General features: G+C 62.6%; 27 protein-coding genes and 1 pseudogene. 16 read left to right on the top strand and 12 right to left on the bottom strand.

All coding sequences use genetic code 11. From position 1 onward, the window contains the following. Positions 1-136: 136 nt before the first annotated feature. Positions 137-604, bottom strand: a complete 468-nt coding sequence (locus ACE04I_RS13845) for a MarR family winged helix-turn-helix transcriptional regulator (protein ID WP_046795807.1) — start codon at positions 602-604, stop codon at positions 137-139. 141 nt (positions 605-745) lie between these two features. On the opposite strand from ACE04I_RS13845, the gene ACE04I_RS13850 reads away from it, so the two are divergent. The 3 genes from ACE04I_RS13850 to ACE04I_RS13860 all read left to right on the top strand — a co-directional run bounded on the left by ACE04I_RS13850 (position 746) and on the right by ACE04I_RS13860 (position 2,492). Next, entirely contained in the window at positions 746-1,168 is a 423-nt protein-coding gene (locus ACE04I_RS13850; RefSeq protein ID WP_046795806.1) for an organic hydroperoxide resistance protein, read from the top strand. Positions 1,169-1,378: 210 nt separating this feature from the next. Then, the gene (locus ACE04I_RS13855; protein WP_046795805.1) at positions 1,379-1,777 is read left to right on the top strand and encodes an MbcA/ParS/Xre antitoxin family protein; all 399 of its coding nucleotides are present in this window, start codon (positions 1,379-1,381) and stop codon (positions 1,775-1,777) included. Next, positions 1,737-2,492 (top strand): RES family NAD+ phosphorylase, encoded by a 756-nt coding sequence (locus ACE04I_RS13860; protein ID WP_046795804.1) that lies wholly within the window; start codon positions 1,737-1,739, stop codon positions 2,490-2,492. The genes ACE04I_RS13855 and ACE04I_RS13860 overlap by 41 nt, the downstream gene beginning before the upstream one ends. Here the strand turns inward: ACE04I_RS13860 and ACE04I_RS13865 are convergent. Continuing rightward, the gene (locus tag ACE04I_RS13865) at positions 2,485-2,940 is read right to left on the bottom strand and encodes a MarR family winged helix-turn-helix transcriptional regulator (RefSeq protein WP_137326789.1); all 456 of its coding nucleotides are present in this window, start codon (positions 2,938-2,940) and stop codon (positions 2,485-2,487) included. The genes ACE04I_RS13860 and ACE04I_RS13865 overlap by 8 nt on opposite strands. 50 nt (positions 2,941-2,990) lie before the next feature. On the opposite strand from ACE04I_RS13865, the gene ACE04I_RS13870 reads away from it, so the two are divergent. From ACE04I_RS13870 to ACE04I_RS13890, 5 genes are all read left to right on the top strand, one after another. After that, entirely contained in the window at positions 2,991-3,743 is a 753-nt protein-coding gene (locus ACE04I_RS13870; RefSeq protein WP_046795803.1) for a DUF899 domain-containing protein, read from the top strand. A gap of 45 nt (positions 3,744-3,788) precedes the next feature. Continuing rightward, positions 3,789-4,256: a DUF1579 domain-containing protein gene (locus tag ACE04I_RS13875; protein WP_170986341.1), complete on the top strand. Its 468-nt coding sequence runs from the start codon at positions 3,789-3,791 to the stop codon at positions 4,254-4,256. 38 nt (positions 4,257-4,294) lie between these two features. Then, positions 4,295-5,110 carry a VOC family protein gene (locus ACE04I_RS13880; RefSeq protein WP_046795801.1) on the top strand — a complete coding sequence of 272 codons (816 nt, stop codon included), beginning with the start codon at positions 4,295-4,297 and terminating at the stop codon, positions 5,108-5,110. Between the two features lie 92 nt (positions 5,111-5,202). Continuing rightward, positions 5,203-5,604: a nuclear transport factor 2 family protein gene (locus ACE04I_RS13885; protein ID WP_487207217.1), complete on the top strand. Its 402-nt coding sequence runs from the start codon at positions 5,203-5,205 to the stop codon at positions 5,602-5,604. A 107-nt stretch (positions 5,605-5,711) separates the two neighbouring features. Beyond that, positions 5,712-6,458, top strand: a complete 747-nt coding sequence (locus ACE04I_RS13890; RefSeq protein ID WP_487207218.1) for a sulfite exporter TauE/SafE family protein — start codon at positions 5,712-5,714, stop codon at positions 6,456-6,458. Between the two features lie 9 nt (positions 6,459-6,467). On the opposite strand, the gene ACE04I_RS13895 is transcribed toward ACE04I_RS13890, so the two are convergent. Together ACE04I_RS13895 and ACE04I_RS13900 are read right to left on the bottom strand one after the other, a co-directional pair. After that, complete coding sequence (locus ACE04I_RS13895) at positions 6,468-8,006, bottom strand: helicase HerA-like C-terminal domain-containing protein (protein ID WP_046795798.1); 1,539 nt, start codon at positions 8,004-8,006, stop codon at positions 6,468-6,470. A gap of 111 nt (positions 8,007-8,117) precedes the next feature. After that, positions 8,118-8,492, bottom strand: a complete 375-nt coding sequence (locus ACE04I_RS13900) for a winged helix-turn-helix transcriptional regulator (RefSeq protein ID WP_046795797.1) — start codon at positions 8,490-8,492, stop codon at positions 8,118-8,120. A 164-nt stretch (positions 8,493-8,656) separates the two neighbouring features. On the opposite strand from ACE04I_RS13900, the gene ACE04I_RS13905 reads away from it, so the two are divergent. From ACE04I_RS13905 to corA, 3 genes are all read left to right on the top strand, one after another. Further along, entirely contained in the window at positions 8,657-9,529 is an 873-nt protein-coding gene (locus tag ACE04I_RS13905) for an alpha/beta fold hydrolase (RefSeq protein ID WP_046795796.1), read from the top strand. 139 nt (positions 9,530-9,668) lie between these two features. Then, a complete protein-coding gene (locus ACE04I_RS13910) occupies positions 9,669-10,061 on the top strand; it encodes a hypothetical protein (RefSeq protein WP_046795795.1) in 393 nt (130 codons plus the stop codon). Between the two features lie 296 nt (positions 10,062-10,357). Next, positions 10,358-11,335: a magnesium/cobalt transporter CorA gene (corA, locus tag ACE04I_RS13915; RefSeq protein WP_046796057.1), complete on the top strand. Its 978-nt coding sequence runs from the start codon at positions 10,358-10,360 to the stop codon at positions 11,333-11,335. A 53-nt stretch (positions 11,336-11,388) separates the two neighbouring features. On the opposite strand, the gene ACE04I_RS13920 is transcribed toward corA, so the two are convergent. The 6 genes from ACE04I_RS13920 to ACE04I_RS13945 all read right to left on the bottom strand — a co-directional run bounded on the left by ACE04I_RS13920 (position 11,389) and on the right by ACE04I_RS13945 (position 16,682). After that, a complete protein-coding gene (locus ACE04I_RS13920) occupies positions 11,389-12,699 on the bottom strand; it encodes an alpha/beta hydrolase family protein (protein ID WP_046796056.1) in 1,311 nt (436 codons plus the stop codon). Between the two features lie 175 nt (positions 12,700-12,874). Next, the gene (locus ACE04I_RS13925) at positions 12,875-13,129 is read right to left on the bottom strand and encodes a BrnA antitoxin family protein (RefSeq protein WP_046795794.1); all 255 of its coding nucleotides are present in this window, start codon (positions 13,127-13,129) and stop codon (positions 12,875-12,877) included. Continuing rightward, the gene (locus ACE04I_RS13930) at positions 13,083-13,361 is read right to left on the bottom strand and encodes a BrnT family toxin (protein ID WP_046795793.1); all 279 of its coding nucleotides are present in this window, start codon (positions 13,359-13,361) and stop codon (positions 13,083-13,085) included. Before ACE04I_RS13930 ends, ACE04I_RS13925 begins: the two co-directional genes overlap by 47 nt. 107 nt (positions 13,362-13,468) lie before the next feature. Continuing rightward, the gene (locus ACE04I_RS13935; RefSeq protein ID WP_046795792.1) at positions 13,469-14,296 is read right to left on the bottom strand and encodes an aldo/keto reductase; all 828 of its coding nucleotides are present in this window, start codon (positions 14,294-14,296) and stop codon (positions 13,469-13,471) included. 105 nt (positions 14,297-14,401) lie between these two features. Continuing rightward, positions 14,402-15,439 (bottom strand): aldo/keto reductase, encoded by a 1,038-nt coding sequence (locus ACE04I_RS13940; RefSeq protein WP_046796055.1) that lies wholly within the window; start codon positions 15,437-15,439, stop codon positions 14,402-14,404. A gap of 61 nt (positions 15,440-15,500) precedes the next feature. Next, positions 15,501-16,682, bottom strand: a complete 1,182-nt coding sequence (locus tag ACE04I_RS13945) for an MFS transporter (protein ID WP_046795791.1) — start codon at positions 16,680-16,682, stop codon at positions 15,501-15,503. Positions 16,683-16,995: 313 nt separating this feature from the next. Between ACE04I_RS13945 and ACE04I_RS13950 the strand changes: the two genes are divergently transcribed. Beyond that, positions 16,996-17,889, top strand: a complete 894-nt coding sequence (locus ACE04I_RS13950) for a LysR family transcriptional regulator (protein ID WP_487207219.1) — start codon at positions 16,996-16,998, stop codon at positions 17,887-17,889. An 83-nt stretch (positions 17,890-17,972) separates the two neighbouring features. Then, positions 17,973-18,308: a hypothetical protein gene (locus ACE04I_RS13955; RefSeq protein ID WP_137326788.1), complete on the top strand. Its 336-nt coding sequence runs from the start codon at positions 17,973-17,975 to the stop codon at positions 18,306-18,308. Between the two features lie 6 nt (positions 18,309-18,314). On the opposite strand, the gene ACE04I_RS13960 is transcribed toward ACE04I_RS13955, so the two are convergent. Beyond that, on the bottom strand, positions 18,315-18,974 hold the full coding sequence (locus ACE04I_RS13960) for a glutathione S-transferase family protein (RefSeq protein WP_046795788.1): 660 nt from the start codon (positions 18,972-18,974) through the stop codon (positions 18,315-18,317). A gap of 141 nt (positions 18,975-19,115) precedes the next feature. On the opposite strand from ACE04I_RS13960, the gene ACE04I_RS13965 reads away from it, so the two are divergent. Then, a complete protein-coding gene (locus tag ACE04I_RS13965) occupies positions 19,116-20,024 on the top strand; it encodes an alpha/beta fold hydrolase (protein WP_245282130.1) in 909 nt (302 codons plus the stop codon). Between the two features lie 62 nt (positions 20,025-20,086). Further along, complete coding sequence (locus ACE04I_RS13970; RefSeq protein WP_156176977.1) at positions 20,087-20,227, top strand: hypothetical protein; 141 nt, start codon at positions 20,087-20,089, stop codon at positions 20,225-20,227. 30 nt (positions 20,228-20,257) lie between these two features. On the opposite strand, the pseudogene tam reads toward ACE04I_RS13970, so the two are convergent. After that, positions 20,258-21,029, bottom strand: a pseudogene (tam, locus tag ACE04I_RS13975) (trans-aconitate 2-methyltransferase). A 172-nt stretch (positions 21,030-21,201) separates the two neighbouring features. Between tam and ACE04I_RS13980 the strand changes: the two are divergent. Then, positions 21,202-22,083 (top strand): branched-chain amino acid aminotransferase, encoded by an 882-nt coding sequence (locus ACE04I_RS13980; RefSeq protein WP_487207220.1) that lies wholly within the window; start codon positions 21,202-21,204, stop codon positions 22,081-22,083. The last annotated feature ends 10 nt before the right edge of the window (positions 22,084-22,093 follow it).

Below are 22,093 nucleotides of genomic sequence, written 5' to 3' on the forward strand. Positions count from 1 at the left end.
CCCTAGCCCTCTCCCCGCCTGCGGGGAGAGGGGACGTGGCAAACGAACCCTTGTGATGCGGGAAACCGGTGCGGCATATCCCTTCTCCCCGCGAGCGGGGAGAAGGTGGCGGCAGCCGGATGAGGGGCAACAAACCTCACGCGTCCGCGCTCAGAAGCCTCTCCCTCAGCGCCTTCAAGGCATCCCTCAATGCGGCGACCTCGTCCAGTCCGCAGCCCAGCGCTTCGCCGATCGCGCGGGCGACGTGTTCGGCTTGAGCCTTCATCTCGGCGCCCTTCGGCGTGAGCGAGATATGCACCTGGCGCTCGTCCCGGCGGTCGCGCTTGCGCTTGACGAGATCGGCCTGCTCCAGCCGCTTGAGGAGAGGGGAGAGCGTGCCGGAATCGAGGCCGAGCCGCTCGCCGATCGCCTTCACCGGCTGACCGTCTTGCTCCCACAGCGCCAGCATGACGAGATATTGCGGATAGGTCAGCCCGAGCGGCTCCAGAAGCGGCTTGTAGGCGCGGTTGAAGGCATGCGCCGCGCCGTAGATCGCGAAACAGAGCTGGCCGTCGAGGCTGATGCCGACGTCTCCCAAGTGACCGTTTTCCGACTTTTTCTGCATGTGGCTCCTGACTTTAGGGGCAAGCTCTCTATTTCGTCATTGTCGCAGGCTTGACGGCAAAACACAATGCGCATAACTATATTGCGCGCAATTGAATTGCGAACAACAAAATTAGCCTCGCTCTCAGGAAGGAGTCCCCAGATGGCCATTCTCTATACGACCAAGGCTTCCGCCACCGGCGGCCGCGCCGGCCGCGCCGTTTCCGAAAACGGTGTCCTCGATGTCACGCTGACCGTGCCGAAGGAACTTGGCGGCGACGGCGCCACCGGCACCAATCCCGAACAGCTTTTCGCTGCCGGCTATTCGGCTTGCTTCCTGGGCGCACTGAAGAACGTCGCCGGCAAGGAGAAGGTGAAGATCCCGGATGACGCCAAGGTCACCGCCACTGTCGGCATTGGCCCGCGCGACGACGGCACCGGCTTCGGCATCGAAGTCTCCCTGCTGGTCGATCTTCCCGGCTTCGACAAGGCCCAGGCGGAAGACCTCGTCGCCAAGGCCCATATCGTCTGCCCCTACAGCCATGCCATGCGCACCTCGACAGAAGTTCCGGTCAAGGTGGCCTGACGGGATTTCCACCCTCCCTCGAGGGGGGGGTCGAACCGCAGGTTCGGGGTGGGGTGACCGTTCGTGCGTGAGCACAGTGCTCACCCCACCCGCAGCTTCGCTGCGACCTCCCCCTCAAGGGGAGGTGGGGAGTTCCTCATCGGCCCCCGAGCACGCGCCTTGTTTTCCGCAAGTTTAGTGCTATATTCTTTCCATGGAAAGGAAATAGCCATGACTTTGCGGCAGAAAGTGGCTCCCCCTCCGACGCGAGAAGGTTCGTCTCAGGAAGGGATGGTGGTGACCAAGGCGGCGGTGAACGCAGCTGAACGGCTGGGTCTCAACGCGCGCATACTCGGCGCGGTGGTCGGCGTATCGGAAGCTTCCGTCTCGCGCATGAAGCGGCAGGATCACCAGTTGGAGAAGGGCACGAAGCCTTTCGAGCTGGCGCTCCTGCTCATCCGGCTGTTCCGCTCGCTCGATGCCATTACCGGCGGTGACGACATGGTCGCCCGCCAATGGCTGCGCAACGAAAATTCGGCGCTCGGCGGCGTGCCGGCTCAAAGAATCCTCACCGTTTCCGGCCTCACCGATGTCCTTGCCTATCTGGACGCCCGCCGCGCTCTCGTCTGAGGCGCGGCGCATCTCCGGCCGCTTCTGGCGGCTGGTGGAGGCGCAGCACCGGGTATCGACGATGAAGCTCGTCGATACGGTGGAGGAGCAGGCGCTTCTCGAAAACCTGCTGGAGGAGACGAAGCCCTCCTATCCGCCCGAATGCGAGGGGCTGGATTATCTGCTCGCCACGCCCTTCCGCTATGGCGCCGCCTATCCGCACGGCTCGCGTTTTCGCCGGGCCGGGCGAACACTCGGCGTCTTCTATGCGGCCACGGCCGTCACCACCGCGATCGCCGAAATGGCCTTCTACCGGCTGCTGTTCTTCGCCGAATCGCCCGCCACGCCCTTTCCCGCCAATGCCGCGGAATATACCGCCTTCGCCGTGCCCGCGAAGACGGATGCCGGCATCGATCTCACCCTTCCGCCATTCGATCGGGATCGTGCCCATTGGGAGCACCGCACCGATTACGCCGCCTGCCAGGCGCTGGCGGATGCGGCGCGCGGGGCGGGCATAGAGGCGATCCTCTACCGTTCGGTGCGCGATCCGGAAGGCGGCATGAATATCGCGCTCCTCACCGCCAAAACATTTGCCGCGAGAGAGCCGGTGGAGCGGCAGACCTGGCGCATCCGCCTGTCCGGCGCCGGCGTGCAGGCGATCCGCGATTTTCCGTTGACGAGGATCGGGTTCTCGCGGGCGGATTTCGAGGCCGATCCGCGACTGCGGCCTATTTAACGAGAGCCAGCGTCTCTCTCAGCCGCTCCACGTCGCCGCCGAGTTCCGCGTCGACCTCCCCATGCACGCGGACCCAGATCGGCAGCGCTGCCGAAAGCAGGGCCATGCCTTCATCGGTGAGGCTCAGGAGCTTGCCGCGCCGGTCCTTAGGGTCGACGGCGGTTTTGACGAGCCCGCGCCGTTCCAGCACCTTCAGCGCCGCCGTCAGCGTCGTGCGGTCCATGGCGAGCACGTTGACGACCGATCCCATGGAGGCCGGCTGGGGGCGGTTGAGCGACATCATCAGCGAGAATTGGCCGTTCGTCAGCCCGATCGGCTTCATGGCATTGTCGAAGCGGCGCGCGAGCGCCCGCGCGGCTCGCTGCACGTGCAGACAAAGACATGTGTCGCGAACATGCAGGGTGGTCGAGAAGGGAATCGGCTCTATTTCGGCAGTGTTTGACAGCATGCGGATAGTATGTTGATATCAACCTATCATGTCAATGGAGGAGAGAAATCATGGATGCTACCGTATCCCCGAGAAATCCCGTCGTATCGCGCGAGGAATGGCTGAAGGCCCGCCGCGATCTCCTGAAGCTCGAGAAGGAAGAGACCCATCTGCGCGACAAGGTGCGGGCCGAGCGCCGGGCATTACCCTGGGTGAAGGTCGACAAAGAGTATGTCTTCGACACGCCGAAGGGGAGGAAGGCGCTTGCCGAGCTGTTCGACGGCCGCAGTCAGCTCCTCATCTATCACTTCATGCTCGGTCCGGAATGGGAGGCGGGCTGCCCCGGCTGCTCCTTCCTGGCCGACCATTTCGACGGCACGCTGCCACATCTCAACCATCACGACGTGACGCTGATCGCCGTTTCCCGTGCGCCGCTCGAAAAGATCGAGGCCTACAAGAAGCGCATGGGCTGGAAGTTTCCCTGGGTCTCGTCCTACGGCTCGGACTTCAACTTCGATTATCACGTCTCCTTCACCAAGGAGGATCTCGCGAAGGACAAGGTCTTCTACAATTTCACGGAAATTCCACCGGAAGATGCGCATGACGAGCTGCCCGGCCTTTCCGCCTTCTACAGGAACGAGAGCGGAGAGGTTTTTCATACCTATTCGACCTATGCCCGAGGCGGCGAGGAGGTGATCGGCACGCTGATGATCCTCGACCGGGCGCCCTTCGGCCGCAACGAGGACTCGACCATGAATTTCGTCAAGCGCCACGATGAATATGAGCCGGCGCCGGAGGCGGCGTCTTCATCATCTTGCCATTGATCGGGCGCAGGATCGGGTCCGTATAAAGAGGAGGAGGAAATCATGATGGAAATGCCGAAACCGCAGGCCGAGCACGGCTTTCTCGAACAGCTCGTCGGGACATGGAATGTCACTTCCGGAACCATGAGCGGCGATGAGACGTGGACGGAAGTGGTCCGCTCCCTGGGCGGCATCTGGTTTGTGGCCGAAGGCAATGGCCAGATGCCCGGAGGCGGGGATGCCACGACGATCATGACGCTGGGCTACGATCCCGAAAAGGGCAAATATGTCGGCACCTGGCTGGGGTCGATGATGAACTACCTGTGGGTCTACGAGGGCGAGCTTTCCGCCGACGGCAAGACGCTCAGCCTCTATACCACCGGTCCGGATATGGAAAATCCGGGAAAGACCGGCGACTACCGCGAGCAGATCACCTTCCAGGATAGAAACAACCGCACCTTCAATTCCAGCGCCAAACAGCCGGATGGAAGCTGGAAGCAGTTCATGGAAGCGAGCTATACGCGCAAGCTCTGAACCAGCGCGTTCAACTACAATCGAAGGAGGAAACGGCAATGTTGCAGACCGTTTCGGAAGCACGTTCGAAGACGCATGGCAAGTTCATCTGGTGCGAACTGATGACGCCCGACACCGATGCCGCGGGCAAATTCTATTCCTCGGTGGTCGGCTGGAAGGTCAAGCAGGTCGATATGCCGGATATCGATTTTCCCTATTTCCTGTTCGAGATGGGGGAGGGCGAAAATTGCCCCGGCATCGGCGGCATGATGAATTTTCCGCCGGAATTGGAAGGCAAGATCCCGCCGAACTGGACCGGCTATGTCGCGGTCGATGACGTCGACCAGACGGCTAGGGAATTCACCGAACACGGCGGCGCGGTGCAGCGTCCGCCCGAGGATATCCCCGGTATCGGCCGCTTCGCCGTGCTTGCCGATCCGCACGGCGCGGTCATCTGCGTCATGAAGCCCCTGCCGATGGATCAGCCACCGCCGCCGGAGCTTGCTCCGGAGGATGTCGGCGCCGTCGGCTGGCATGAACTCTATGCTGGCGATGGTGCCGAAGCTCTCGATTTCTACGGAAAGGTCTTCGGCTGGACGCTTGATCAGGACTGCGACATCGGTGAGATGGGCGTTTACAAGATATTCGCCCATAACGGTCAGATGATCGGCGGTATGATGACCAAGCCGGCCGACATGCCTGCCTGCTGGGCCTATTACTTCACGGTCGAGGCGATCGATGCTGCGGCCGAGCGGGTGAAGGCTGGTGGCGGCAAGATCGTCATGGGGCCTATGCAGGTTCCGAGCGGCGGCTGGATCGTCCAGTGCACCGATCCGCAGGGCGCCTTCTTCGCTCTGAGCGCGGCGAAACGATAACCGCCGAGTTGATCTTCCCGACGTCGTCAAAGCCTCGCCGCGGTTGCGACCGTGGCGGGGTGAGCGTGGCTGCGCGAGCAAAGGAGGTTCGCATGGCATCCGAAAGCGAAGAGCAGCGGATCAGGGATATCATCGAAGACTGGGCGAATGCAGTGATGAGCGGTGATCGCGTAAAAATCCTTGCCCGCCACTCGCCCGATCTCCTGATGTTCGATTTTCCCGAAACGGTCGAAGGCATTGAAGCCTATGACAAGACCTGGGATTTCTTCTTTGCCGATCCGAAAGGGCCGATCACCTATCGGCCGACCTCGATGCGGGTGGTGGCCGGCAACGATGTCGCCTTCGCCGCCTGCACTTTCCATTGCGATGGCACGTCTGCCGGCCCGCTGGATTTCAGATTGACGGTGGGCCTGGAGAAACGTGATGGCGAATGGGTCATCTCGCATGAACACCATTCGGTCCCGACGGTCGAGGATCGCTTCATCGAGCCGTGACGGCGACGCGGAGATGCGCGTGAGGGCTGTGCATCCTTCGACCTTTATCGAAGCATCAGGCCTTTTCGCGCCTTGAGAAGCATCGAGCCGCCGTGAGATAAGGCGGCATGACGGAGCTTTCCCTTCCCTTTCTCGCCGCCGTTGCCGGCACATTCATCATCGCAGGCCTGGTCAAGGGCGTCACCGGAATGGGGCTGCCGACGGTCGCGATGGGGGTGCTGGGCGCGCTCATCTCTCCCGTCGCGGCGGCGGGGCTGCTGCTCGTGCCTTCCGCCGTCACCAACATATGGCAGTTGTCGACCGGGCCGAGCTTCATGGCGCTCGCAAGAAGGCTCTGGCCGATGATGGCGATGATCGTCGCCGGCACCGTGCCGGGCGCATTTCTGCTGACCGCGGGAAGCCCTCTATCCGTGGCTGCCCTTGGCCTCGTCCTGGTCGCCTATGCCCTTTATTCGCTTTTCGGAAAGCAGCCCTTCGTGCCCCCGCAGGCCGAAAGATGGTTGTCGCCCCTGATCGGTCTGGTGACCGGCGTCATTACGGGCGCAACCGGCGTTTTCGTCATCCCGGCCGGGCCCTATCTTCAGGCATTGAACCTTGGCCGCGACGATCTCGTGCAGGCGCTCGGCCTCTCCTTCACCGTCTCGACCATGGCGCTGTTTGCCGGCCTCGCCTGGCACGGCGCCCTAGATTTCGGCAATCTCCTGCTTTCGTCACTGGCGATCCTGCCGGCGCTTGCCGGCATGTGGGCGGGGCAGGCGCTGCGAAATCGCATCAGCCCCGCCGCCTTCCGGCGCGGCTTTCTGGTCTGCCTCGTCCTGCTCGGCGGCGAGCTTGCCCTGCGGCCGTGGTTTTAGGCCTAGGCCTTACCGCTTGAAGCTGCCGAGGATGCCGCGCACGATCGCCCGGCCGACCTGGGTGGCGACGGTGCGGGCGACGGACTTCATCGCTGCTTCCACCACCGTCTGGCGCTGGGAGCCGGCGCGGCCGCGGGTGGGGCGCTCGTCCGCGCCGCCGCCGAAGCCCGGCAGCGTCCAGCCGGAACCCGCCGATGCGGTCTGGGCCTCCTCCGCCTCCTTGGCGGCTGCCGCATCCGCTGCCTGCTTGGCTTTGGCAGCCAGCATTTCGAAGGCGGATTCCCGATCCACGTCCTCGTCATAGAGGCCGAGCACGGGGCTCCGGTCCATCACGGCCTGACGCTCCTGATCGGTAAGCGGCCCGATGCGGCTCGAAGGCGGCCGGATGAGAGTGCGCTCCACCATGGAGGGGGCGCCCTTGCCTTCCAGCGTCGAGACCAGCGCCTCGCCGGTGCCGAGATTGGTGATCGCGGTGGCGCAATCGAAGGCGGGGTTGGGACGGAAGGTATCGGCCGCCGTCTTCACCGCCTTCTGCTCGCGCGGCGTATAGGCGCGCAGCGCATGCTGTATTCGGTTGCCGAGCTGGGCAAGAACGGTTTCCGGTACGTCGAGCGGGTTCTGCGTCACGAAATAGACGCCCACCCCCTTGGAGCGGATGAGGCGGACGACCTGTTCGACACGCTCGGTGAGCACTTTCGGCGCGTCGTTGAAGAGCAGATGCGCCTCGTCGAAGAAGAAGACGAGCTTCGGCTTTTCCGGATCGCCGACTTCCGGCAGTTCCTCGAAGAGTTCGGAAAGCAGCCAGAGCAGGAAGGTCGCGTAGAGCCGTGGGTTCATCATCAGCTTGTCGGCGGCAAGCACCGAGATCTGCCCATAGCCATTGGTATGGGTGCGCATGATATCGCTGATCTTCAGCGCCGGCTCGCCGAAGAAATGCGTGGCACCCTGCTGTTCCAGCACCAGCAGCGACCGCTGGATCGAGGCGACGGAGGCCTTGGAAATCTGCCCGAACTGGCTGGAAAGCGCGCTGGCGTTTTCCGCCATGTAGTTGAGGAGGGAGGTGAAATCCTTGAAGTCGAGAAGCGGCATTCCCGCCTGATCGGCAATCTTGAAGGCGATGTTGATGACGCCTTCCTGAGGCTCGGAGGCATCCATCAGCCGTGAGAGCAGGAGAGGGCCCATCTCCGCGATGGTGGTGCGCACCCGGTGGCCCTTCTCGCCGAAGAGATCCCAGAAGATCACCGGAAACTGTTCGAAATCGTAATCGGCAAAGCCGATCTGCTCGGCGCGCTTGGCGAGGAAATCCTTGGGCTCGCCCTTGGCGGCGACGCCGGAGAGATCGCCCTTGATGTCCGCGGCGAAGACGGGCACCCCGGCTTTCGAAAAGCCTTCCGCCAGGATCTGCAGCGTCACGGTCTTGCCGGTGCCGGTGGCGCCGGTGATGAGGCCGTGCCGGTTGCCGAACTTCAAATCCAGATATTCGGCCTTGTTGAGCGAATCGTCCGGATTGCGGCTGCCGCCGATGAAGAGTTTACCCGTTTCGTCCATGCAACTATGCGCTCCCTGGCCGCGTGCCCTCACAGGATGTTAGTTATAGGGTGCGTCGGGAAAAGCGGCAACGGCAAGTGCAACGGTTGGTTACTCCTTCCACTGTGTGGTTCACCGGGCCGGCTTTTTATTGTCATAGGCCTGCTGCGCCTGCTCGATCTCGTGCAGATGGCCGATCGCCCAGTCATACGCCGCTCCGAGCGGGACTTGCAGGGTGCGCCCGAGTTCGGTGATCGAGTATTCGACCGCGACCGGCGAAGTGGGGAATACTTTCCGGTCGATCAGCCCGTTGCGCTCCAGACGCCGCAGGGCCTGCGTGAGCGCCTTGTGCGTCACCCCTTCCAACCTCCGCCTGAACTCATTGAAGCGCGTCGGCCTCTCGGCAAGGACGGTGAGGATCATCACCGACCATTTGTTGGCGACCTGATCGAAGAAAGAACGCGCGGCGCAGTCTGCAAAGAACACCGCATCAACCTGGTCCGTCATCCCGGTAACCTTCCGTATATCTACGCACCTGGAAGTGCATTCTTGATCCTAGATATACAATGGATATCTGTCCTGCAACTCGCATGGCAGCCAGGATTGCCGACATCGGTTCATGTCCCTGCGAGGCAATCGAACGCCAAGCTTTGCAAACGACAGAGGATAAGATGGAGACCAGATTTTCGAGGCGCAGCCTGCTGAAATTCACCGGCGCCACGGCCGTAGCGGCCGCCACGTTCAGGAGCACGCCGACGGCGGCGGCACCTGCGGCGAAACTCTTCTATACCGAGGCCGGCGCGGGCAGGAATGTGATGCTCCTGCACGGCTGGACTTGCGATTCCAATGATTGGATCGGGCAGCTTCCATTGTTCGAAAGCAAGTACCGGGTGGTCGCGCCCGATCTGCGCGGGCATGGAAGGTCGGAGGTCATGCCGTCGGGCGCCTATAGGCCCGCCGATCACGTTGCCGACATCGAAACCTTGATCGCAACCAGGTATCCGGGCGAGAAGTTCGTCATCGTCGGGCACTCGATGGGCGGGCAGATCGCCGCGCGCCTTGCCCTCAAGCGGCCGGATCTGGTCAGCGCCGTCGTGTCCGTCGATGGGGCGCTTGGTTTTGGTGGTGACGCGGCCCAACTGTTCGACAAGACCGTCCGCGATCTGAGCGCCGGCGATCCCGCCGTTGTTGTCCCGGCTCTGTTTCAGCTCGTTTATGATGCAGCGACCGATCCGGCATTCAAGCGCTGGCACGCAAGGCGCGTCCAGGGCATGCCGAACCACGTCGTGCGCGACACCTTCGGCCCCCTCTTCTTCGGAGCGGACCAGGTCGGTGTCGGAGAGGCGAGCGCGAAATTCTGCGAACGAGTGGAAGTGCCCATCTATCACCTGTGCCGCGATCCAGCTCAGGCGGGCCGCATGCGGCCGTGGTTCTCGCACCCGAAGTCGAAAGTCGATCTATGGTCCAATGCGGGTCATTGGATCATGCAGGACCGCCGGGAGGACGCAAATGCTGCCATCAGCGCCTGGATCGATGCGCTTTAGGGCCGTGACACAGGCGGTACGCCAGTCCACCGATTCGACCGGCGCGAATTTGCTCCTATATTTACGGCTCCCCACTGGTTTGGGGGCCGGACAGTGTGTATTACTTTGACGTCAACGTCAGATTTCGAGGAGAATCTTTATGAACGAGCTGGTTACCCGCGTTGCTGAAAATGTCGGCATCGCTCCCGATGTCGCTGAAAAGGCGGTCGGCATGATGCTCGGTTTCCTGCAGCGCGAGGCCGATGACGGCGCCGTCGCCAAAATGATCGAGTCGATCCCCGGCGCGACGGAACTGGTCGCCCAGTTCAACGGCGAAGGCTCGAACGGCGGTGGTCTGCTCGGCGGCCTGATGTCGGCGATCGGCGGCGGCGGGGTCATGGGGCTCGGCCAGCAGCTGATGAGCCAGGGCCTCGGCATGGGTGAGATCACTTCGCTCGCCAAGGAAACCATTGCCGTTGCCCGCGAGCATGCCGGCGACGAGGTCGTGGACACCGTGGTTTCTTCCGTTCCGGGCCTTTCCCAGTTCGTGTAATGCCGTGCCGCCTGTGCGGTGCAAAATGTGTTTGACTTCCTTGCGCATTGGGCGCATCCGTTCGCTCAGCGCCGCCCGTTCGGGCGTCGCTGTTTCAAAGGAAAAAGAGAGATGAACCCCGACAGTCGAAGTTCGACGTCAACATACCGACCCGTCCTTTCGGGGCTCTGATCCTTTTTAAGGATACGCGCTCCTGAAGGACCGATGGTCCGAGAAAAGGAGCTGTCATGCTGCGTATCCATGCCTATGACCTCGACCGCCTTGTGCCGGTTGTTTCCGATACGCCCGCCGTCGTCATGGCGCCTGCTATTGCCGGTGCCGCGGTCGCGCTCGACCTGAAATCCGAGGCTCAGCCGCCCGTCGTCTGGTACGACCTCATCAATCCGACCCAGGAGGAAGAGCGCACCGTCGGCGAGCGCCTCGGCATCACCGTGCCGACCATGGACGAAATGGAGGACATCGAACTCTCCGCCCGTCTCTACCAGGAGAACGGCGCCGAGTTCATGACCATGACGGTGCTGACCCGGCCGGATGCCGAGGCGCCGCGCAAGGTGCCCGTCACCTTCATCGTCAAGGGCCAGGCGCTGGTGACCGTGCGCTATTCGGAACCGCGGCCCTTCGACGCCTTTCTGGCCCGCGCCCGCCGAGGCAACGGCGCGGGCCTGCATTGCAGCAATGGCGAGCTGATCATGGCGGGGCTGATCGAGGCGGTGATCGACCGCATGGCCGATACGCTGGAGCGGCTCGGCAACGACATCGACCAGATTTCCCAGGAAGTCTTCAGCGCCAAGGCCGCCAAGGTCAACAAGAAGACGCGCGACCTTCAGGAACTGATCCGGGAGATCGGTCAGGCGGGTGAGTTCCTGACGGTCGTTCGCGAAAGCCTGGTCAGCGTCTCGCGCGTCGTTGCCTATTATAGCGCGTTGGACGGCGTCGACCGCAAGCTGGCCAAGGAGCTCCGCCAGCGCCTGAAGCTTCTGCAGCGGGATGCGACCTCGCTCGGCGATCACTCGGCCTTCCTGTCGAGCAAGATCAATTTCCTGCTGGATGCGACGCTGGGGCTGATCAATCTCGAGCAGAACCAGATCATCAAGATCTTCTCGGTCGCCGCGGTGGTCTTCCTGCCGCCGACTCTGGTTGCCTCGGTCTATGGCATGAACTTCGATGTCATGCCGGAACTGAGATGGCAGTACGGCTATCCGATGGCGATCGGCATGATGATCGTTTCGATGATCATGCCCTATCTCTATTTCAAGAGAAAGGGATGGCTGTAACCACCCCTTAAGGGGGCGTCTCTCTCCCCGCATGCGGGGAGAGAGTTGGGGTGCTATTGCCCCGCCACCTGCGGCTCGTAGTTCATGATGAACCGGCAGGGCTCGTTGTCGTAACGGGCGCTTGCGGCCTTGCAGCTTTCGGCGATGGATGCAGGGCTCGGTTTCTCGCTCTTGTCGATCCAGCCCACCATGGCGGCGAAAATCGCGGCGTATTGCGGCGTCGAGAGCTTGCTGTGCTGGTTCTCGTCGGTGAAGGTCTGGACCAGTAGATCGGCATTGCCGGCGTTGGCGACCGTCTCGCGATATTGGGCCTCCAGTTCCACGAAGGCGGTCGGATCGTTCCTGGCATGCATGGAAATCGTCGGCGCGACGATCGCGCCCGTCAGGTCAGCGTCATAGGCGAGCAGCCGCCGGGCTTCCGCGTCGGCGCTGAACCGCTCCACGCCCTCGTTGAGGGCCGCATCGTCATCCGAGCCGGAATAGACGGTCTTCGAATTGTCGAAGGGGTTCTTTCCCTCCAGCCGCCGCCATACGATATCCTGGAAGAGATTGGTGGCCCAGGCGAGATGCGCCACGAGATTGCCCTCCGGCACCTTGGTGACGCCAAGAATATTGGCGAGGTTTTTCGTCTGTTCCGGCGAGCGCTTGTCCTTGTCGAGGGAAACGCCGGTGCATTCGTCGACACGCTTTTCGAGTTCGGCCCGCGGCATTTTCCCATCCTTGGGCAAACCCTGCCATACGGGATATTGCGCCTCTTCGGGCCGCGGATGGTTCTTGCAGTAATACTGGTAGACGGCGCGAAGATCGGCACGGAAGCCGTAGGACTCGGTGCCGCCGCCGAGCACGCCGCTCGTCAGCACCACGCCGTCGTAATTCCTCTTGCCGTCGGCATCGAGCGCATAGAGTTCGGCTGCCTTGGCGGCGACATTGGCGCCCCAGGATTGGCCGTGCAGCAGGGTCAGACGTGGTTCGCCGAGCAGCTTTTCGGCGATCTTGCGGACGTTTTCGGTGTCTTCCGCCGCCATTCGCACCCCATAGCCTTCCCGGCGGTAGTTGGAGGCGGCCCAGGCATAGCCTTCCTCGACGGTGACGGCGAACCGTTCCAAATCTTCGATGGGATCATCCGGTTCGGGTTTGGCGGTGCGCGGACCGCCATGCGAGTGCACGACGAGAATGCCGTTCCAGTTCTGAGGCTTGGCGATCCAGTAGAAGGCGCCGTTCTGGTCGGCGCCCGCAAGGCATTCGGTGCCTTCCGGAAGCGTTTCCGGGCAATCCTTCTTCTCCTGCCCAAGGGCCGGCAATGCCGCAGGCAGGGACATGACGGCGGCGAGTGCCACCGAGGCCAATAGTTGCTTCAAATGCATGGAAAGCTCCTCCTTCTCCACCACCCGGAGGCTATTCCGGTGTGTTTGCGGGAGGCAACCGCGGTAAGGGCCGGATTGCGCGCCGAATGTGATTCAGCACCGGCGAATGTTTCGCATCCTGCCCAACGGGCGTCAGCGATGGGTGGGAAACCACCCATCCGGCGGCGGCGGAAGATTACCTTTTCGCCAGCCAATCCCGCAATGCGTCGTTGATGCGGGATTGCCAGCCGGGCCCATCCGCTCGAAAGCGCTCCAGAACATCCGCATCCAGCCTGATCGTCGTGGAAACCTTGGTTCGATCGCTTTTCGGCCGGCCCCGTTGAACGGGTGCCTCCGCAAGCTTCTCCGCCCATGGGCTTTCCGTCAGATCGGGGGCATCGTCATCAATGGCCGGCCAGTCTGGCGCCATAGGCTTTCTGTTCCCGGTCATTGGCTTTCCTCATGCTGATGATGCGCTGATGGTCTCCCCGGGGCGTCCAGACCAGAACGACCAGCCGTTCATTCAGGAAGCCCACGGTGAAATAGCGCGTTTCTCCATAGTCGATCCGATCGTCTTCGATCGTCAGGTGAGGGCCATCGAAAACCTGGCCCGCATCGGCGAAATCCAGACCTCGCTGCTCGAGGGTCAGAAGCCGCTTCACCGGATCGAATAGGATCGCCATTTATTGTTACTACAGAAAAAATGGATTTTCCAGCGTTATGGACGAAGGAGCATTCACAAAAAAATGCGCCGGAACAATCCAGCGCATTTGATGTCGTTTTGCAATGTTTAGTTGTCCCACTCCGGCGCCAGATGGCCGGGGTTGACGATGCGGCCGTCGGGGCGGGCAAGTTCGTGGATCGCCTGCATCTCCTTTTCCGTCAGCGCGAAATCGAAGATGTCGAAATTCTCCTGAAGCCGGCTTTCCGTTGCCGTCTTGGAAAGGGCGATAACGTCCTTCTGCTGCACGGCCCAGCGCAGCGCCACCTGCGCAGCCGTCTTGCCGTGCCGCGAGCCGATCTCCTTCAGCACCTCGTCCTGCGGCACCTTGCCGTCCGCCATCAGGTAGTAGGCGGTAATGGAAATGCCGTCCTTGCGCGCCGCGGCGATCACCTTGGACTGGTCGAGATAGGGATGGTACTCGATCTGATTGTTGGCGATCGGCGCGTCGGAAAGCTTCACGGCTTCCGCCATCAGGGCGGTGTTGAAGTTGGAAACGCCAATATGGCGCACCTTGCCGGCTTTCCGGACCTCGTTCAGTGCGCCGATGCGCTCGGCGAGCGACACTTCGCTCTTCGGCCAGTGGAGGAGCAGCAGGTCCACATGGTCGGTCTGAAGCTTCTTCAGGCTCTCGTCGACGGAAGCGATGAAGTCCTTGTGACGGTACTTGTCGACCCAGACCTTGGTGGTGAGAAAGATGTCGGCGCGCGGAATGCCCGACTTGGCGATCACTTCGCCCACTTGCGCCTCGTTGCCGTAGATCTGGGCGGTATCCACATGGCGGAAGCCGAGTTCGAGCGCCTGGGGCAGGATGCGCAGCACATCCGGGCCGGGCATGCGGAACGTGCCGAAGCCGAGAGCGGGGATATTGGCGCCATTGGCGCTGACGACGTGCATGATAGTCTCCTTACTAAAGAATGTCCGCCCGGACCGGGCGGAGGAAAGGGGCCTTTTCTACATGGGCCGATTCCATGACGGATCAACCGTCATGTCGTGTGCCGGTCACCCGGCGAGCGGCGGGTCGAGGCGTGCAAAGCCCTCCTGCCGCCTATAGGGGAAGTGCGGATAGGGCGCGGTGACCGCGCTGGCTTGATCGAGCTTTTCGATCTGCTCTTTCGTCAGCGCCCAGCCGACCGCGCCGAGGTTCTGACGAAGCTGTTCCTCGTTACGGGCGCCGATGATGACGGAGGATACGGTCGGCCGCTGGAGAAGCCAGTTGATCGCCACCTGCGGCACGGTCTTGCCGGTTTCAGCAGCCACGTCTTCGAGCGCGTCGACGACCTTGTAGAGCAGTTCGTCGGTGACCGGCGGACCGAAGCTCGCGGTTTCGTGCAGACGGCTTCCCGCCGGGATAGGCTTTTCCCGGCTGATCTTGCCGGTGAGACGGCCCCAGCCGAGCGGGCTCCAGACGAGCGCGCCCAGGCCTTGGTCCTTGCCGAGTGGCATCAGGTCCCATTCGTAATCGCGACCGACCAGCGAATAATAGACCTGGTTCGCCACGTAGCGGGTCCAGCCGTGCTTTTCGGCGGCCGCCAGCGATTTCATGATTTGCCAGCCGGAGAAGTTCGAGACGCCGATATTGCGAAGCTTGCCGTCGGCCACGAGCCGGTCGAGCGTCGAGACCACTTCCTCCACCGGCGTCGAGGCATCGAAGGCGTGGAGCTGGAATATGTCGATGTGGTCGGTTCTGAGCCGCTTCAGGGCATCCTCGACGGAGCGGATCAGCCGCGAACGGGACGAGCCCCAGTCGTTCGGTCCATCGCCCATCGGCAGGCTTGCCTTGGTGGAGATGAGCACGGCATCGCGCCGGTCCTTGATGGCCTGGCCGAGCACCTCTTCCGAGGCGCCGTTCGAATAGACGTCGGCCGTGTCGAACAGGTTGACGCCGGCCTCGAGGCAGATATCGACGAGACGGCGGGCCTCTTCGACATCTGTCGTGCCCCAATTGCCAAAGAGCGGGCCGGAGCCGCCGAACGTGCCGGCGCCGAAACTAAGGACGGGCACCTTCAGGCCGGATGCTCCAAGTGATCTGTATTCCATATCGGGCTCCATGGAAAAGTTCGCGTAGCCGAGAAGGGCGGGCGAGCCCCGCCCCGTCTTATCATTCCGCCGGGCTTGCCTGCAGGGCAGGGCGGGAGCCATCCAGCCGGATCGCGATCAGCGCGACCGCAAGGGCGGCGATCGGCACCAGGCCGGCGACGAGCGTGACCGAGCCGAGGCCGAGACCGCTGTCGATGATGACGCCGCCGAGCCAGGCGCCGATGGCGTTGCCGAGGTTGAAGGCGGCGATGTTGAAGGAGGAGGCCAGTCCCTGGCCGGCGCCTTCCGCCTTTTCCAGCACCCACATCTGCAGCGGCGATACGGTCGCGAAGGCGGCTGCCCCGAAGAGACCGATCGCGATCACCGCGGCGACCTGCTGGTGGATGGCGAAGGTCAGGGCGAGCAGCGCGACCGAAAGCGCGATCAGACTGCCGATGACGGTGGGCACCAGTTTGCGGTCCGCCAGACGCCCGCCGAGCAGGTTGCCGACGACGAGCCCGCCGCCGAAGACGAGCAGGATGGGCGAGACGGCGGATTCGGAGAACCCGGTGATCTCGGTCAGGATCGGCGCGATATAGGTGAAGCCGGCGAATACGCCCACCCAGGAGAGCACTGTGGTCAGCAGCCCGAGCAGCACGGAGCGGCGGCCGAGCACGGCAAGCACGCCCTGCGAACCCTCTTCCTGCTGGTCCGCGGCATTGTCCCTGGGAACGAGCAGCGCGATCACTGCAAGCGCGATGATGCCAATCGCGGTGACGGCCCAGAAGGTCGAGCGCCAGCCGAAGGCCTGGCCGAGCCAGGTGCCGAACGGGACGCCGAGGATATTGGCGACGGTAAGCCCCGTGAACATGATGGCAATGGCCGAAGCTTGTCTGTTGGGAGCGACGAGGCTGGTGGCGACGACCGAGCCGACGCCGAAGAAGGAGGCATGCGCAAACGCGGTGAGCACGCGCGCCGCCATCAGCGTCCAGTAGTCGGGCGCCAGCGCACAGGCGAGATTGCCGATGGTGAAGACCACCATCAGGCTCATCAGCAGGGTCTTGCGCGACCATTTGCCGGAGATCGCGCCGAGGAGGGGCGCGCCGACGACGACGCCCAGCGCATAACCGGAGATCAACAGGCCGGCCGCCGGGATCGAGACGCCGAGATCTTTGCTGACGTCGATGAGCAGACCCATGATGACGAATTCGGTGACGCCGATCCCGAAGGCCCCGGCCGTCAGGGCATAGAGAGCGAGTGGCATGTTTGTGTTCCTAATCCTTGGGAGGAGGGATGGAGGATGATGTCCTTGGAAGGATGACGGGAATATCGTCGCGCGGCACTTGCCTGTGTAGCGACACAAGCGGATAATCATTTGTGAAGTGAAGTCACAGGTGAGGATGCAGGACGCGATGCGTGGAGCCCCTCCTCCTTGTGGGGAGGGGTTGGGGAGGGGATCTTCCTTCGAGTGGAGAAAGACCCCTCCCGCCTGCCGGCCACCCTCCCCACAAGGGGGAGGGTTAAGCTCGCCGCGCCACATTGCATCTCGTGACCGTTGGAGCGAAAGAGAAGCAACGATGGACAATCGCGTTGGGGAAATGGAAGTCTTCACGCTCGCGGCGGAGCTCAGGAGCTTCTCGGCCGCGGGGCGCAGGCTCAAGCTCTCGCCCTCGGCGGTCAGCAAGCTCGTCACCCGGCTCGAGAACCGGCTCGGCACGCGCCTTGTCGTGCGCTCCACCCGTACGCTGCAACTGACGCCGGAAGGCGAGACCTATCTGGCGCGGGCGCAGCGCATCCTCGCCGAGATCGCCGATACGGAGGCGGTCGTTTCGGGGGGAGGGCGCATGCTTCCGCGCGGGCCGCTCTCCGTCAACGCCTCGGTCGGCTTCGGCGAGCGCTACATCCTTCCGCTGGCGGGTGAATTTCTGACGCTCTTTCCGGATGTCCAGCTCGACGTCACGCTGACCGACGACATCGTGGACGTGATCGGCGAGCGGGTGGATATCGCCATCCGCCACGGCTCCATGCGCGATTCGTCGCTGATGGCGAAAAAGCTGGCCGAAAGCAGCCAGGTGGTCATGGCCTCGCCCGAATACCTGAAAAGGCACGGCACGCCGAAGACGCCGGACGAACTCATTCATCACAATTGCATCAACTTCAATTTTAGAAGAGCGGTCGAAGGCTGGCCTTTTCGTGATCCGGTGACGGGCAGGGCGGAAGTCCGCCCGGTGGCGGGAAGCCTGAAGGCGAGCAGCGGCTCAATCATCCGGCAGTTCTGCCTTGCCGGGCTGGGGATCGGCCGTGTCGGGCGTTTCCATGTGGAGCCGGACCTTGAGGCGGGACGCCTCGTGCCGGTGCTGGAGGATTATAATCCCGGCGACATGGAGGAGATGCACGCCGTCTATGCCGGCCACGAACATCTCGCCGTGCGCATCCGCGCATTCATCGAATTCCTGGCGGAGCGGCTTTGATGGCGAACGTGGCGAACCTGCCGCATTCATGCCATGGTTTGGACAATTTCTTCCACAAATTCATAGGCATGGAGAATCTGATCATGTCCGAACGATTTAATGACGTCCTTGCCCGCATTCGGGCCGACGTGGATGCCGCAACCGCCGAGCTGCCGCATCTCACGATACCCATGGAAGATCTGCGGCTATTGATCCAGAGCCTGGAAAACCTCCATTCGGAGAGGGAAGAACTGCGTCGCAAGATCGACCAGCACAACGATGTGATCGAGGCGGTGGCGGTCTTCATTGAAGCCTACCGGGAAAAATACCGCAACTATTCGAGCGGCGGCGTGCGTCCCAGCGCGGTCCTGCGCCGGGAGGTGCGAATGATATGGGCCGCCATGAACGGCCATGCGGTGGCGACCGACAGCAGCTTCTAACCAGCCTTAATCCCGGTCCGGTGCGCCGAGCGGGAAGAGCGGCCGGTAGGGCCGGGCCTCGTCGACCGCCCGCGCAAACGAGGGGCGGGCGAGCAGCCGCTTGCGATAGGCCCGCACATTGGCGAACCTGCCGTCGATCTCATGCGTCCAATCGGCATAAAAGAGGAAGGGCGCGGCGGCGCAGTCGGCGAGGCTGAAGCCGTCGCCGGCCGCCCATTCCCGGGTTCCCATGCGCTCGTCCAGCCAGCCATAGGCGGCCTCCAGCATATCGCGTGCCTCCTGAACGCCGTAAGGATCCCGCTTGTCCTCGGGGCGGATCGCATTGAAGACGATCCTCTGCTGTGGGGTGGAGATGTAATTGTCGAAGAAGCGGTCGAGCATCCTCACCTCGAGCGCCAGATCGGGGTCGTCGGGGATCAGCCTCACCGGCCCCGGATAATGCTGCTGCAGATATTCGATGATGATGGAAGACTCGAAGATCTGCCTGCCGCGGTCCTTGAGGATCGGAAAGCGCTTGACCGGCCAGATCGCGCAAAGCTCCTCGTAGGCCGAAGGGTCGTCCGGGCTCAGCATGCGGTATTCGAAAGCGATATCGTTCTCGTAGAGGGCGGTGAGCGTCTTCTGGCAATAGGAAGAGAACGGGTGGGCGTAGAGCATCGGGCGCATGGGTAAACCTCCAAACCAGTTTCATTTTGAAATCAGTATTGATTAACTGATCCTGTTTTGCAATCGGTTTATTTCCCTCGGATCGATTCAGGCGCCTCCGCGGTTTTGAGGGCTTATTCTCAATGCCTACGGAGAACGCTCATGCAAGCGATGGCCACGCATCTCGACGAGAAACGGGTTCGCCATAAATGGCTCGATCTCGACGGCATGAATATATTCTACCGCGAAGCGGGTGCGGAGAATGCTCCCGTGCTGCTTCTGCCGCACGGCTATCCCTGCTCTTCCTATGAATTCAGGGAATTGATGCCGGCGCTTGCCGATCGCTGGCGGCTTCTTGCTCCGGATTTTCCGGGCTGCGGATATAGCGATGCGCCCGGCGGGTTCTCTTATGATTTCGATGGTTATGCCGAATTTCTCCATGCTTTCGCGCAAAAGCTCGGAGCGAGCCGTTTCGCCATCTACCTGCACGACTTCGGCTCGCAGATCGGCCTCAGACTGGCGATCCGGCATCCCGAATGTATCGAAGCCGTCATCATCCAGAACGGCGACATCTACGAGGATGCGCTGGGGCCGAAATATGAGGGCCTCAAGGAATATTGGCGTAATCCGACGCCGGAGGGGCGCGAGAAGATCGCTACGGCCGTGAGCGAGGAAGGCTTCAGGGAAGAGTTCCTGAACGAGGTGGATGCCGATGTCGCCGAGCGCATCTCGCCCGATCTATGGCAGCTCCACTGGTCGCTGATGGACGAGAAGCGCCGGCAGATCGCGATCGATGTCATAGCCGGCTTGCGGGAAAACGTCGCGTGGTTTCCGCGCTACCAGGCCTATCTGAGGGAACACCGGCCGCCGGCGCTCATCGTCTGGGGCCCGCGCGACGGCTACATGCCGGAGAAATCCGCGCGCGCTTATCTCCGCGACCTGCCGGATGCCGAGCTTCACCTCTTCGAGACCGGCGGCCATTGGCTGCTGGAAACCCATCTGGAAGAGGTCGTTCCGCTGCTGCGCGATTTCCTCGGCCGGGTTCTGCCGGCAGCTTCCATGCGCGGTTGAGGGGAAAGTGGTGTGGAACCTTTTCGTTGCAGACGGGTTGCTTCCCCCGCAATGGAGGAGCCATGATGCGATTTATCATGCCGGGGATTTTCGTGGTGCTGATCGCTCTCGTCCTCAGCATCCTCGTTCTGCGTTCGCCGAGGGACGAGCCGGCCAATGGCGAGCTTACCAGCAGCGCCGATGCCGATCCTGAGTCCCGTTAGCGACTACCCGTTACGCAATCCTTTGCTGGTTCAGGCTTTCACCGCGGTGATGAAGAGCCGGGGAAAGCGCAGCAACACCCGGCCGTCCGCCATCGGCGGATAGGCGCGCGCGATGCGGGCCGTGTAGTCCGCCGTGAAGGCCTCAGCGTGGTCCGGGCCGGCGGCATCGAGATAAGGCCTGAGGCCCGTTGCCTTGACCCATTCGACGATCGCCGCCGCATCGGCGAGCGGGTGATAATAGATGGGTATGCCAGAGATCGACGCGGGCCGCCTTCGGCATCAGCCGGTCGTAATAGGCGGATGGCGGGGGCAGGGGCGCGCGCCTGATCCTGCCGCCCTCGAAAGCCGGCGCCCAGGGGCCGGCCGCTCCCGCTTCCTCCATCAGCGTGTGGCTGGGTTCGGAAAGATTGTCCGGCATCTGCACGGCCAGCACCCCGCCGGGCCGCAGGTGATCCATCAGCCGGGCGAGCACCGAAAGGTGATCCGGCACCCACTGGAACACCGCGTTCGCATAAAGCAGGTCCGCCGGTTCCTCCGGCACCCATGTGGCGAGATCGGCCTTGATGAAGCGGCTCTCGGGCAGCCGTTTTGCCGCCGCCGCCAGCATGTTGTCGTCGCTGTCGAGACCGATGACGTTGGCGGCGCCGAAGCGCTCCGCCAGAAGTTCGGTGGAATTGGCCGGCCCGCAGCCGAGATCATAGGCGCGGCTTGCCGAACCGAGTGACACCTGGGCAAGCAGATCGCGCGCCGGCCGCGTCCGCTCGTCCTCGAATTTCACGTATTGCTCCGCCGACCAGACCATTTTCGCGACTCCGTGACATTGCGACCGCGTGGAACATGCCACTCCTCGCATAAGCGCTCCATGGTCGAATTTATCAATTTTTGTGATGACTCATTTCCAATTATCGCTTGACCTGCGAACGAGGCCGGGCCTTCACTCGCGGCGAAATTTGGAAGAGCCAAGGAGACCCGTAATGCCCGTCGATACCACCCCCCGCAGCGCCACCTGGACTTTCGTGGATGGCGAGTGGCACTCGGGCAATCCTCCGCTGATCGGCCCCACCTCGCATGCCATGTGGCTTGGTTCGACGGTGTTCGATGGTGCGCGCTGGTTCGACGGCATTGCTCCGGATCTCGACCTGCATTGCCAGCGCATCAACCGTTCGGCGCTCAACATGGGCCTGAAGCCCGTCGTCCCGGCTGAGGATATCGAAGCGCTCGCCTGGGAAGGCGTGAAGAAGTTCGACGGCAAGACCGCGATCTGTATAAGAGACAGGTACTGGGCCGAGCACGGCACGTCCTACAGCGTCGTGGCCGCCGATCCGGAATCCACCCGCTTCGCGCTTTGCCTGTTCGAGGCTCCGATGAATTCGGCCAAGGCAGGTTCGCTAACGGTTTCGCCCTTCCGCCGCCCCTCGCCGGAAGTCGCCATGACGGGCGCCAAGACCGGCAGCCTTTATCCGAACAGCGGCCGCATGATCATCGAGGCCCGCTCGCGCGGCTTCGACAACGCGCTCGCCCGCGACATGAACGGCAATGTGGCCGAAACCGCTTCCTCGAACGTCTTCATGGTCAAGGACGGCGTCGTCCTGACCCCGGTCGCCAACGGCACCTTCCTCGCCGGCATCACCCGCGCCCGTGTGATGGGCCTTCTGCGCCAAGCGGGCTTTGACGTGCGCGAGGCGACGCTCACCGTGCAGGATTTCCTGGAAGCCGACGAGGTCTTCACCTCCGGCAACTATTCCAAGATCGTGGCGATCAACCGCCTGGACGATCGCGAATTCCAGGAAGGCCCGGTCGCCCGCAAGGCGCTGGAACTCTACATGGACTGGGCCCGCTCGACCGCGCGCGGCTGAGATTTCAGAG

It is taken from the genome of Rhizobium moroccans (assembly GCF_057559155.1).

Coding starts and splice junctions, on each gene's coding strand:
- ACE04I_RS13845 (WP_046795807.1), bottom strand. CDS start 604: ATGCAGAAAAAGTCGGAAAACGGTCACTTGGGAGACGTCGGCATCAGC.
- ACE04I_RS13850 (WP_046795806.1), top strand. CDS start 746: ATGGCCATTCTCTATACGACCAAGGCTTCCGCCACCGGCGGCCGCGCC.
- ACE04I_RS13855 (WP_046795805.1), top strand. CDS start 1,379: ATGACTTTGCGGCAGAAAGTGGCTCCCCCTCCGACGCGAGAAGGTTCG.
- ACE04I_RS13860 (WP_046795804.1), top strand. CDS start 1,737: ATGTCCTTGCCTATCTGGACGCCCGCCGCGCTCTCGTCTGAGGCGCGG.
- ACE04I_RS13865 (WP_137326789.1), bottom strand. CDS start 2,940: ATGCTGTCAAACACTGCCGAAATAGAGCCGATTCCCTTCTCGACCACC.
- ACE04I_RS13870 (WP_046795803.1), top strand. CDS start 2,991: ATGGATGCTACCGTATCCCCGAGAAATCCCGTCGTATCGCGCGAGGAA.
- ACE04I_RS13875 (WP_170986341.1), top strand. CDS start 3,789: ATGGAAATGCCGAAACCGCAGGCCGAGCACGGCTTTCTCGAACAGCTC.
- ACE04I_RS13880 (WP_046795801.1), top strand. CDS start 4,295: ATGTTGCAGACCGTTTCGGAAGCACGTTCGAAGACGCATGGCAAGTTC.
- ACE04I_RS13885 (WP_487207217.1), top strand. CDS start 5,203: ATGGCATCCGAAAGCGAAGAGCAGCGGATCAGGGATATCATCGAAGAC.
- ACE04I_RS13890 (WP_487207218.1), top strand. CDS start 5,712: ATGACGGAGCTTTCCCTTCCCTTTCTCGCCGCCGTTGCCGGCACATTC.
- ACE04I_RS13895 (WP_046795798.1), bottom strand. CDS start 8,006: ATGGACGAAACGGGTAAACTCTTCATCGGCGGCAGCCGCAATCCGGAC.
- ACE04I_RS13900 (WP_046795797.1), bottom strand. CDS start 8,492: ATGACGGACCAGGTTGATGCGGTGTTCTTTGCAGACTGCGCCGCGCGT.
- ACE04I_RS13905 (WP_046795796.1), top strand. CDS start 8,657: ATGGAGACCAGATTTTCGAGGCGCAGCCTGCTGAAATTCACCGGCGCC.
- ACE04I_RS13910 (WP_046795795.1), top strand. CDS start 9,669: ATGAACGAGCTGGTTACCCGCGTTGCTGAAAATGTCGGCATCGCTCCC.
- corA (WP_046796057.1), top strand. CDS start 10,358: ATGGCGCCTGCTATTGCCGGTGCCGCGGTCGCGCTCGACCTGAAATCC.
- ACE04I_RS13920 (WP_046796056.1), bottom strand. CDS start 12,699: ATGCATTTGAAGCAACTATTGGCCTCGGTGGCACTCGCCGCCGTCATG.
- ACE04I_RS13925 (WP_046795794.1), bottom strand. CDS start 13,129: ATGACCGGGAACAGAAAGCCTATGGCGCCAGACTGGCCGGCCATTGAT.
- ACE04I_RS13930 (WP_046795793.1), bottom strand. CDS start 13,361: ATGGCGATCCTATTCGATCCGGTGAAGCGGCTTCTGACCCTCGAGCAG.
- ACE04I_RS13935 (WP_046795792.1), bottom strand. CDS start 14,296: ATGCACGTCGTCAGCGCCAATGGCGCCAATATCCCCGCTCTCGGCTTC.
- ACE04I_RS13940 (WP_046796055.1), bottom strand. CDS start 15,439: ATGGAATACAGATCACTTGGAGCATCCGGCCTGAAGGTGCCCGTCCTT.
- ACE04I_RS13945 (WP_046795791.1), bottom strand. CDS start 16,682: ATGCCACTCGCTCTCTATGCCCTGACGGCCGGGGCCTTCGGGATCGGC.
- ACE04I_RS13950 (WP_487207219.1), top strand. CDS start 16,996: ATGGACAATCGCGTTGGGGAAATGGAAGTCTTCACGCTCGCGGCGGAG.
- ACE04I_RS13955 (WP_137326788.1), top strand. CDS start 17,973: ATGTCCGAACGATTTAATGACGTCCTTGCCCGCATTCGGGCCGACGTG.
- ACE04I_RS13960 (WP_046795788.1), bottom strand. CDS start 18,974: ATGCGCCCGATGCTCTACGCCCACCCGTTCTCTTCCTATTGCCAGAAG.
- ACE04I_RS13965 (WP_245282130.1), top strand. CDS start 19,116: ATGCAAGCGATGGCCACGCATCTCGACGAGAAACGGGTTCGCCATAAA.
- ACE04I_RS13970 (WP_156176977.1), top strand. CDS start 20,087: ATGATGCGATTTATCATGCCGGGGATTTTCGTGGTGCTGATCGCTCTC.
- ACE04I_RS13980 (WP_487207220.1), top strand. CDS start 21,202: ATGCCCGTCGATACCACCCCCCGCAGCGCCACCTGGACTTTCGTGGAT.